The 11,471-nt window shown below is 72.7% G+C and carries 4 protein-coding genes; all 4 read left to right on the plus strand.

Annotated elements, in window-relative coordinates; all coding sequences use genetic code 11:
• The first annotated feature begins 75 nt into the window (after nucleotides 1-75).
• From RIN75_RS04720 to RIN75_RS04735, 4 genes are read left to right on the plus strand one after another with little or no spacing between them, the layout of a single operon-like run.
• Nucleotides 76-6,282 (plus strand): non-ribosomal peptide synthetase, encoded by a 6,207-nt coding sequence (locus RIN75_RS04720; RefSeq protein ID WP_309110517.1) that lies wholly within the window; start codon nucleotides 76-78, stop codon nucleotides 6,280-6,282.
• Nucleotides 6,279-9,335: an amino acid adenylation domain-containing protein gene (locus RIN75_RS04725; RefSeq protein WP_309110518.1), complete on the plus strand. Its 3,057-nt coding sequence runs from the start codon at nucleotides 6,279-6,281 to the stop codon at nucleotides 9,333-9,335. Before RIN75_RS04720 ends, RIN75_RS04725 begins: the two co-directional genes overlap by 4 nt.
• Nucleotides 9,332-10,789 (plus strand): NAD(P)/FAD-dependent oxidoreductase, encoded by a 1,458-nt coding sequence (locus tag RIN75_RS04730; RefSeq protein WP_309110519.1) that lies wholly within the window; start codon nucleotides 9,332-9,334, stop codon nucleotides 10,787-10,789. Before RIN75_RS04725 ends, RIN75_RS04730 begins: the two co-directional genes overlap by 4 nt.
• Nucleotides 10,789-11,469: a DUF6875 domain-containing protein gene (locus RIN75_RS04735; RefSeq protein ID WP_309110520.1), complete on the plus strand. Its 681-nt coding sequence runs from the start codon at nucleotides 10,789-10,791 to the stop codon at nucleotides 11,467-11,469. Before RIN75_RS04730 ends, RIN75_RS04735 begins: the two co-directional genes overlap by 1 nt.
• The last annotated feature ends 2 nt before the right edge of the window (nucleotides 11,470-11,471 follow it).

Here is an 11,471-nt window from a genome sequence, read left to right on the forward strand (position 1 = left end):
CGCGAGTGGCTGAATGCTGCTCGCGAATAGCCGATGAATCGGCACGCCCGAATGCGCCACTATTGGGAGGCTTTGGTGTACCCGGATCCGGCTGTCCGGACCACGCCCGCGCTGCCGTTGCAGCGGGGAATGATCGCCGCCGGTCTGCGCGACCCGGCCGCGGGCACGGACGTGATCCAGTGCGTGCAGCGGTTCGCCGCGCCGTTCGACGCGGAGGCGTACCTCGCGGCGTGGCGCAGGGCGGTCGAACGGCACCCGATCCTGCGGACGCGGTTCCGCTGGCGCGCCGACGGGGAGGCCGAGCAATGGGCCGGCCCCGCGTCCGACGTGCCCGTGGTGGCCGACGACTCGGTCAGCGATGTCTCGGCGTTCCTGGCCGCGGACCGGCGTGCGGGGGTCGACCCGGTGGCGGGGCCGCCGTTGCGGGTGCGGGCGTTGCCGGGTGGGGTCGTGGTGGCGACGTTCCACCACGCGATCCTCGACGGCCGGTCGCTCGCGATCCTGCTCTCCGAGATCGACGACGACTACGCCTCCGGCGGCACGGCGGTCTTCCCGGACCGGCCCGAGTTCGCCGAGTACGCCCGCTGGTACGCCGAGCGCACCGCGCCCGAGCACCCCCTGGCCGTCCGGGACCGCGAGTTCTGGGCGCGGGAGCTGGCCGGGATGCCCGAGCCGGGGCTGCTCCCGTTGGAGCACAACGGTTCCGCGACACCGGTGATGGGCGTCGCGACCGCCGACCTGTCCGACGCGGAGACCGCCGCCGTGCGCAACCTGGCCGCCGTCGCAGGCGTCACGGTGAACACGGTCGTGCTCGCGGCGTGGGGTCTGGTGCTGGCCACGCACGCCCGCAGCAGCGAGGCCGTGTTCGGGGTGACCCGGGCGGCGCGGCACGGTTCCGTGGCCGGCGCGGAGGACATGGTCGGGCTGCTGCTGGCCACCGTGCCGCTGCGGCTGCCGGTCGACCTCGACGCGCCGGTGGCGCAGTGGCTGCGGACCGTGCGGGAGCGGTCGGTCGGCGCGCGGGACCACCAGCTCGCGCCGCTGCCGGACATCCAGCGCGCCGCCGGGCACGACCAGCTCATGCGCAGCCTGGTGCTGTTCGAGCACCGCGAGATCAACACCGTGTTGTCCGCGCGGCCCACCGCGCCCGCCGGGCGGACGGTGCGCATCCTGCGCAGCCCCGGTTACGCGATGACGTTGTACGCGTTCGCCGAGCCGCACCTGAGCCTGCAACTGATCCACGACGTCACCCGGTTCCCCGACTGGGCGCCGGAGGCGCTGCTCGGGCAGTTCCGGGAGCTGCTGGCCGGGATGGCCGAGGCGCCGGAGCGCCCGGTGCGCGAGCTGACCGAGCCGCGTGGCGCGGACCTGGTGCGGCTGCTGGAGAAGTGGAACGACACGGCCGTGGACTACCCGGCGGACGCGACCGTTCCGGCGCTGTTCGCCGAGCAGGTGCGGCTGCGGCCGGACGCCGACGCCGTCCACTCCCCCGAGGGCTGGCTGTCCTACGCCGAGCTGGACCGGCGGTCGAACCGGTTGGCGCACACCCTGCTGGCGCGGGGGGCGAAGGCTGACGAGCCGGTGGGCTTGGCGTTGCCGCGCGGGGCGGACCTGGTGACCGCGATGCTCGCCGTGGTGAAGACGGGCGCGGCCTACCTGCCGCTGGACCCGGCCAACCCGGCGGCGCGGGACGCGGTGGCGTTGCGCGAGTCCGGGACGCGGCTGGTGGTGACCGATCGGGAACGTCCGTTGCCGGAAGGTGTTTCGGCGGTCCTGGTGTCCTCAGTGGACGGTCCGGACACGCCGGTGCCGGCTCGGGCGCACGCGTTGAGCGTGGCGTACGTGAACTACACGTCCGGTTCGACCGGGCGGCCCAAGGGTGTGGCGGTGCCGCACCGGGGGGTCGTGCGGCTGGTGACGCGGCCGACGTTCGCGGAGTTCGGGCCGGGGCAGACGTTCCTGCACCTGTCGGCGACGGCGTTCGACCTGACCACGCTGGAGGTATGGGGCGCGCTGCTGACCGGCGGCCGGGTCGTCGCCGCGCCCGAGGGGCCGCCGGACCCGGCGGTGCTGGGTGCGCTGGTGCGCGAGCACGGGGTGAGCGTGCTGTGGCTGACCGCCGGGCTGTTCCACCAGTTGGTGGCGCACGCGCCCGAGGTGCTGGAGCCGGTGGCGCAGTTGCTGGCCGGTGGTGACGTCCTGGCGCCGGACGCGGTGCGGGCGGCGCTGGTCGCGCGGGGCGGCAAGCCGGTGGTCAACGGGTACGGGCCGACCGAGAACACCACGTTCACGTCGTGTTTCGTGGTCACCGATCCTCGGCAGGTCGGGGCGTCGGTGCCGATCGGGACGCCGGTTCAGCGCAGCACGGTGTACGTGTTGGACGAGCGGATGCGGCCGGTGCCGGTGGGCGTGCCGGGTGAGTTGTACACCGGGGGCGCGGGGTTGGCGCGGGGTTACTGGGCGAACCCGGCGCTGACGGCGGAGAAGTTCGTGCCGGACCCGTTCGGCGCGCCGGGCGGGCGGCTGTACCGGACGGGCGACCTGGCGCGGTGGCGGCCGGACGGGGTGCTGGAGTTCCTCGGGCGGGCGGACCAGCAGGTGAAGGTGCGCGGGTTCCTGGTGGAGCCGGCGGAGGTGGAAAGCGTTCTCCGGGAGTGCGCCGGGGTCGCTGAGGCTCTGGTCCTGCCGGCCGGCGAGGGTGAGGCCCGGCACTTGGTGGCTTATGTGACCGGTGCGGTGGACGTCCCCGCCATGCGCCGCCACGTCGAGGACCGCCTGCCTGCGTACCTGTGTCCCGCGCAGTACGTCGTGCTGCCCGAACTCCCCCTGAACCGCAGCGGGAAGGTCGACCGAGCGGCCCTCCGTGCGCTCCGAACCTCAGGCCAGCGCTCCGGCACCCCGCCTGCCGCCGGCACTCAGCAGCGCCTGGCGGGGTTGTGGGGGGCGCTGTTGGGTGCCGATGAGGTGTGCGCGGAGGACGACTTCTTCGCTGTTGGCGGCAACTCCCTGCTCGCGGTGAGGCTGGCTTTCCGCATCCGCGAGGAGTTCGGCGTGGACGTCCCCGTGGCCGAACTCCACCGGGCGAGGACTCTTGCCGCGTGCGCGGCGGTGGTCGACGGCACCCGCAACGCGCGAACTCTCACCACCATCACCCGCCGCGACCGCTCCACCTACCGCGTCCCCGCCCCGCGCACACCCGAGAATGTCGGTGGTCCGCGGGACAATGAGCCCCAGGGGCGCTCGGAGCAGGATTGTCGTACCCCCGTGGGACAATGGAACCGGGGGCCGGAGGCCACGCCCAAGCAAGAGGTGGCACCCGAGCAGAGGATGGCGCCCGAGCAGAGGGTGGCGCCCGAGCAAGAGGTGGCACCCAGCCAACACGCGGCACCCACTCAACTGGCGGTGCCCGCTCAACAGTCGGCGCCGGCCTCGCCCCGGCAAGCGCCCAACCAACACGCCCCGCTGGCGCCCACGCAGGTGCCCGCCCAAAAGGCACCGCCCACCGAGCCCGCGCCGGCGCCCACACAAACGCCGGCCCAACCCGCCGCGTCAACCGCACCCGCGCAAGCCGCCCAAGCCGCCGCGCCGACCGCACCGACCGCACCGACCGCACCGACCGCACCGACCGCACCGACCGCACCGACCGCACCGACCGCACCGACCGCACCCAACCAGCACGCCGCGCCGACCACACCCACCCAGGCACCCAACCAGCACGCCGCGCCGACCGCACCCACCCAAGCGCCTGCCCGGCCCACCACACCGAGCCGGCTCAGCGCGCCCGCCGATCATCTCGTCGTCCCCAGCGGCACCGGCGAGTGGGCCGTCTGGCGGTGGGTTGAGTTGCGGGGTACGGGGTTCGGCATCGAGCCCCTGTTGGCCGTCGCCTCACCGGAAGCCGCACGAGCCGCCGACGCGGTGATCGCGGCCGAGGACGTCGTCGGGGAAGCCCGATGGGCGGCGTTCAAGGTGTTGCGGGTGGTGGAGGACGCTGCCGAAGGGGAGGAAAGGACCAGGCTCAGGCGAGTCGGAAGGCTGGTGCGCAAGGGGCGGTTCGCGGAGGCTCGGGCCGCGTTGGACGGGGCGGCTGAAGTCGATGCGGCGTTGGCTGAGGCCGCGCAGGCCGCCGCACGCCACGAAGTGGCGTTGCAACGGTTCAGGGAGGAGTTCGAGGCAGGGCGGGCGCGGACCGCTGAGGTGCTGCACGAGATCAGCGGGGACGCGAAGTTCCGGGAAGCGGTTGCCTGGCAGAACCCCCGCGCCCTCCAGACCGCCGTCGACGCCCTCCACAAGTCCCGCGACAAGACCCGCAACGTCGACTACCGCCGCTGGGAACACACCGTCGTCAGCTACCTCCAACGGTACTGCGCGAAGAACGACACCATCGGCTTCTTCGGCCCCGTCGGCTGGGCCTACGTCCGTGACGACGCCCGGGAAACGCTTTCCGCCCGCCCCGGACCGAACCTGGTCGACCGCCGCACGGTCTACCTCGAGAACTGGGCCGTCCACGAACTCGCCGAAGCCCTCACCACCGACGCCGTCCGCCCGTGGGCCGTCCCCCGCCGAATGCCGTTCCTCGACATCGACCACGACACCCTCCACGTGCCACTGGCCGACCCCATCACCCTGCCGCCACTGGACGCCGCCGTGCTCGCCGCGTGCGACGGCCGCCGCCGGGCCGTGGACATCGTCGAACACCTCAAGGCAGACAAGCGCACCGTCCTGGACACGCTCGAACGGCTGAGGCAAGCCAAGCGGATCGCGTGGACGCTGGAAGTTCCGCCGTCCGCACTGGTCCCGGAACTGGCCCTGCGCAAGCAGATCGAGCGCATCGACGACGAAGAAGTGCGCCACCGAACGAGTGAAAAGCTCGCAAGCATCGAGCAAGCCCGGGACGCGATCAAGAACGCCACGAACGACCCGGACCGGCTCGTCGCAGCGATCGGCGACCTCCAGGAGAGGTTCACCGCCATCACCGGCGCGGAGGCGGTGCGTCGGCCGGGCCTGTTCTACGCGGGCCGCACGCTGGTGCACGAGGAATGTCGAAGGGATCTGGAGGTCACGCTCTCCCCCGCCCTCCTCGACACCCTGTGGCCGGCCCTCGAACTCGTCCTCGAAGCCGCCCGGTGGTTCACGTACGCGGGCGCGGCCCTCTACACCCGCGCACTCCGCGAGGTCTTCCAGCACAACGCCCGCGGCCGGAAGGAAGTCCGGCTCGCCGACTTCTGGTTGTGGGCCAACGACACCATCTTCCGGATGGACGACCGGCTCCTGGACCGCCTGGTCACCGCACTCCAGAACCGGTGGGCCACCGCCCTCGGCGACACGAAGACCCACTACGACCCCGACGAAGTCCGGGAAGCAGTGCTGAAAACGTTTTCCGCACCCCGACCCGGGTGGCGCGGCGCGGTGCAGCACAGCCCGGACGTGCTGCTCGCCGCGAAGGACGCGGACGCCGTCCGACAAGGCGACTTCCACTGGGTGCTCGGCGAGGTCCACCCCGGCGTCAACACCATGCGGTCGGCGCTGTTCGTCTCCCAGCACCCCGACCCGGAGCAACTGCGCCAGGCGATGGCGCACGACATGGCCAGCCCGCGCGTGGTCCTCACCACGACCCGCGAGCAGGGCGGCACACCGCAACGCCTCGCCGACGCCCTCGTGCTCCCGCACGACCTGCGGATCGTGTTCGGGCACGACTCGTGCGGCCCGGACGTGGACGGCGCGGTGCCCGTCGGGGCGTGCTCGGTGGTCGACGTGGACGGCCGGCTGCGGGTGCGCAGCCGGGACGGCCGGGTCGACCTCAGCCTCGTCGAGCTGTTGAACGAGCAGATCATGGCGCAGCTCGTGCAGAAGTTCCGGCTGCTGCCCACGGGCGCGCACACCCCGCGGGTGACCCTCGACCGCCTGGTGGTGGCGCGGGAGAGCTGGCGGTTGCCGGCCGCCGCGACCAGGTTCGCGTTCGCCCCGGACGAGCCGAGCCGGTTCCTGGGCGCGCAGGCGTGGCGGCGGGAGCACGGCATCCCCCGGTTCGTGTTCGTCAAGAGCCCGGTGGAGCACAAGCCGTTCTACGCGGACCTGGAGAGCGGTCCGTCGGTGGAGCTGTTCGCGCACGCGGTGCGCGCTTTGGAGCGGGAGAAGCCGGACGCGCCCATGGCGGTCGGCGAGATGTTGCCGGGGCCGGACGCGTTGTGGCTGACCGACGCCGAGGGCAACCGGCACACCGCGGAGTTCCGGCTGGTCGCCGTCGACCGCCGGGGTTGGCACCAGGGAGGAACGCGGTGAGCACGGTGACCCCCGAACTGTTCCGGTTCCCCGCCTCGTCGGGGCAACGCCGGCTGTGGCTGCTGGACCAGCTCATGCCGGCCAGCCCGGTCTACAACATCGGCTGGCGCGTGGCGCTCGACGGGCCGCTGGACGTCAACGCGCTGCACAACGCGCTCAACGCGGTCGTCGCCCGGCACGAGGCGCTGCGGACCCGGTTCGCCGACGAGGACGGTGTCCCCGTGCAGGTCGTGTCCGAGTCGCAGGCCGTGCCGCTGTCAAGGCTCGAAACCGACGACGTGGACGCCACGGTGAAAAGCCTGGTGCGCGAGCCGTTCGACCTGCACACCGGGCCGTTGCTGCGCGCGACCCTGGTCAACCGCGAAGTCCTGGTCCTGGTGCTGCACCACAGCATCGCCGACGGCTGGTCGTGCGCGGTGCTGTTCGACGAGCTGGCGCGCTGCTACGCCGGGGACACCGACCTGCCCGAGCTGCCCGTCCAGTACCCGGACTACGCGCTGTGGCAACAGGAACAGGTCGACGCCGGCGCGTTCGCCGACGACGCCCGGTACTGGTCGGAAGCCCTGCGCGGCGCGCCGACCGTCCTCCCGCTGCCCGGCGACCGCCCCCGCCCGGACACCCCCACCGGGCGGGGCGCGGAGCTCCGCCGGGAGCTGACCGTGGCCGACGGCTCGTTCGCGCACCTGCTCGCGCTGTTCCAGTGCGTGCTGCACCGGGTCACCGGCCAGAGCGACCTCCTCGTCGCCACCCCGGTCGCCGCGCGCACCCGACCGGAGACCGAGGGCCTGGTCGGGTTCGTCGCCAACACCCTGCCGCTGCGGGCCACCTTCGAGCCGGACACGACCCTGCGTGACGTCGTGCGGGCCGCCGAGGCGGCGACCGTGGCCGCGCTGGAGCACCAGGACCTGCCGTTCGAGCAGGTCGTGGACCTGGTCGCGCCCGAACGGACCCTGGCCCACGCGCCCCTGGTGCAGGTGATGTTCGCGGTCGAACCCCTGCCGCCGGCCCGGAAAGCGGGTGAGCTGACCCTGCGCCCGGAGCCGGTGTCCAACGGTGGCGCGAAGTTCGACCTCTCGCTGACCGTGGAGCGCGACGGGGACACCTGGTTCGGCCGCTGGCAGTACGACGCCGAACTGTTCGACGAACCCACCATCGCCGCACTGCACAACGCTTTCGCCGCCCTCACCGGCGGCACCGACCCCACAACCAAAGTCACCGAACTCCCTCTCACCACCACTCCGACCCCGCAAACCCCTTTCAAGCCAACGGAAACCGCACTCGACCTCATCACCCGAGCCCTCGCCGCCCACCCGGACGCGATGGTCGAAACCCTGACCCACCGGGAACTCGACCGCGCCGCCAACCGCCTCGCCCACGCCCTGAAGGCGGCGGGCGCGCGACCGGACGACCCGGTGGCGCTGTGCCTCGACCGCGGCGAACCCACGATCACCGGCATCCTCGCGGCGTGGAAGGTCGGCGCGGGCTATCTGCCGCTCGACCCGTCGTGGCCCGTCGAACGCCTGACCACCATGGCGTTGGACGCGGGGATCACGGTGCTGGTCACCGACTCGCCCGAGAAGGCCCTTGACGGGCCGTGGACCACGGTCGACCTGCATTCCGACGGACCCGACACCCCGCCGGACGCCGTACCGCCGATCCCGGAGAGCCTGGCCTACATCATCTACACCTCCGGCTCCACCGGTAAGCCCAAGGGCGTCCGCGTCACGCAAGGCGGGTTGGCCGCGCTCGTCCGGACCATGGACCGGCTGCTGGACCTGTCCCCCGACGACCGCTTGGCCTCCATCAGCACGCCGGCGTTCGACGTCTCCACCGTGGAGATGCTGGTGCCTCTCATCAGAGGCGCCCGGTTCACCGCCGTGCCCGCCGCCGACGTGGCGGACGGGGCGCTGCTGCGGCGGCGGATCGCGGAATCCGGGGCCACGGTCGTGCAGGGCGGCCCGGCGAGTTGGCGGATGGTCGTTGCGGCGGGTGGTGTGCCCGACCACGTCCGGCTGCGGGTCACCGGCGGCGAAGTGCTCACCCGGGACCTCGCGGACGACCTCCAGTCCGGCGGGGCGACCCTCATCGACGGCTACGGACCCACCGAGACCACGGTCTACTCGACGGCCGGCGTGGTGCCGCACGGCCCCGCGCCGGTCCGGCTCGGGCCGGCGGTCGACGGGACGACCCTGCACGTGCTGGACCCTTTGCTGCGCCCGGTACTCCCCGGTGTGATCGGCGAGTTGTACATCGGTGGCGCGGGGGTCGCCCGCGGCTACCACGGCCTGCCGGCATTGACCGCCGACAAGTTCGTGCCCGACCCCTTCGGCGGAGACCGGCTTTACGCCACGGGCGACCTGGTCCGGCCGCGTGCTGACGGCTCGCTGGAGTTCCTGGGCCGTGCCGACCGTCAGGTCAAGATCCGCGGGTTCCGGATCGAGCCCGGCGAGGTCGAGGCCGTGCTGCGGGCGCACCCGGACGTGGCCGACGCGGTGGTCACCACGTGGTCGGCGGGCGCGGCGGACGTCCGGCTGGTCGCCCACGTCGTCCTGCACCGGCCGGTCGACGACCTGCGCCCGCACCTGGGAAAACGATTGCCCGAGTACATGGTCCCGGCCGCCATCGTGGAACTGGCCGCGTTGCCGCGCACCGGCACCGGCAAGATCGACCGGGTTGCGCTGCCCGAACCGTCGTGGACCGGCGCGGCCACCGAGCACGTGCCGCCGCGCGACGACACCGAGGCCCGGATCGCCCGGATCTGGCAGGACGTGCTGAGCATCCCGGGCAGCGTCGGCGTGCACGACAACTTCTTCGCGCTGGGCGGCCACTCCCTGACCGCCACCCAGATGCTGGCCCGGGTCCGCACGACCTTGGGCGCGGACCTGCCGCTGGCGGCCCTGTTCGCCGCGCCCACCATCGCGGGTCTGCGGTCGGCGCTGGACACCGCGAGCGCCGGCACCCGCGGCCCGGTGCCGCTGCTCGACCAGCTCGACGACCTGTCCGACGAGGAGATCGACCGGTTGCTGGGGACGTTGAGCGAGGACGAGCTGTGAGCCGCGCGGTGGTGGTGGGCGCGGGCCTGGCGGGCTCGCTGGTGTCGGTCTACCTGGCGCGGCGCGGGTTCGCGGTGCGGGTGCTGGAACGGCGGGAGGATCCGCGCACGCCCGGTGCGCGCGAGGCCGGGCGGTCGATCAACCTCGGCCTCTCCCAGCGCGGGATCGTGGCCCTGAAGGAGATCGGGATCCTCGACACGTTGAAGCCGCTGACCGTGCCGATGCGCGGTCGGGTGGTGCACGCGCCCGACGGGGCGTTGCGGTTCCAGCCCTACGGGACCGAAGAGGACCAGATCCTGCACTCCATCCTGCGCCACGACCTCAACGTGGCGTTGATCGACGAGGCCGAGAAGCAGGGCGTCGAGTTCTTCTGGGGCCACAAGGTCGTCGCCGTGGACCGCGAGAAGCCTTCCGTGGCAACGGAAACCGCCGAGTTCGACGCGGACCTGGTGGTGGGCGCGGACGGCGCGTTCTCCGCCGTGCGCACCCACCTCGGGAAGGGCCGCCGGATGACCCTGCACCAGGAGTACCTGGAGTGGGGTTACAAGGAGCTGCTGATCCCGGTCGGCGACGACGGCCGGCCGCGCACCGAGCTGCGGGCGCTGCACGTGTGGCCGGGGGACGACGGGCTGATCGTGGCCCACCCCAACGCGGACGGCTCGCTCACCGCCACGGTGTTCCTGCCGTTCGAAGGGGCGCAGGGCTTCGCCGGGCTGGACACGGCCGCGCGGGTGCGGGAGTTCTTCGCCCGCCGCTTCCCCGACACCCTGACCCTGATCCCGGACGTGGTGGAGCAGTTCCTGGCCCACCCGCCCGCGAGCCTGGTCACCATCCGCACCGAGCCCTGGCACCTGGCCACCGGGTCCGGCCGCGGGGTGGTGCTGCTGGGCGACGCCGCGCACGCGGTGTACCCGTTCTTCGGCCAGGGCATGAACGCCGCGTTCGAGGACTGCTCGGTCCTGGACCGCTGCCTGGCCGCCCACCCGCACGACCTCCCGAAGGCGTTGGCGGCCTTCGAGAACGCGCGCCGGCCGCACACCGACGTGCTGGCGGAGCTGTCCAAGCGCAACTTCGTGGAGCTGCGCGCCAAGCTGCGCTCGCCGCTGTTCCTGGCCCGCAAGAAGGCGGACCTGGTGCTGCACCGCCTGTTCCCGCGCTCCTGGGTGCCGCTCTACACCCTGATCGCGCACACGACCACGCCCTACGGCGAAGCCCTGGCCCGTGCCCAGCGCCAGGACCGCCTGTTGGCCCTTGTCACCGCGCTCACCGGCGCGGGCATGGTCGGACTCGCACTGCGTTGGATTGCGTCGCCTCCGGCGCCGCGGCGAGGCCGCCTGGAAGTCGGCTCGTCGCGCCGCCTGTCCCGCCGATCGAAGGGCGTGATCGTCGGGAAAGGCGACACGACAAGCCGACGCGGCCTCGCAGGAGTCCGCCGCAAGAGGCAGGTGAGATGATGCTGATCCACCCGAGCCGGCCGGCCCATCCCTTGGTCGAGCCGTCGGACTTCGCCGCCCCCGCACTCCCCGAGCAGGTCGCCGCCCACGAGGTCGCGCTGCGGACGGTGTTCGAATGGGCGGGTGACTACCTGTGCGCGCCGCACCCGGAGCTGGGCCGGCGCGGCGACGTGTGCCCGTTCACCGACACGTCCCTGCAGAAGGGCCTGTTCTTCCTGTCCGTGCACCCGGGCCGCCCGACCGAGCCCGCCGAACTCGCCGAACTGCTGCTGCACTACCGCGACTGGTTCGCCGAGCTGGAACCGAGGTCCGGGCCGGGCGCGCAGTTCAAGACGATCCTGGTGCTGTTCCCGGAGCTGCGCGATCCCGCCGACTGGTCCATCGTGGACCGGACCCAGGAACTGCTCAAACCCGAGTACACCGCCAACGGCCTGATGGTCGGCGAGTTCCACCCCGGCCCGCCGGACAAGGCCGGCCTGTGGAACCCGCTGTTCCGGCCGCTGAGCAGCCCCGTGCCGATGCTGGCCATCCGGCACATGGTGCCCACCGACTTCCCGTTCCTGCGGGACGACGACGTGACCCTCACCGCGTACCTGGAGCGTTTCGGCGACCGGGTCCCCACGCACCTGCGCGGCGACGTCCGCGCCGCCGCCGACCGACTCGCCACGTCCGGGAGCTGACC

Source organism: Saccharothrix sp. (genome assembly GCF_031180885.1).
Classification (GTDB): domain Bacteria; phylum Actinomycetota; class Actinomycetes; order Mycobacteriales; family Pseudonocardiaceae; genus Actinosynnema.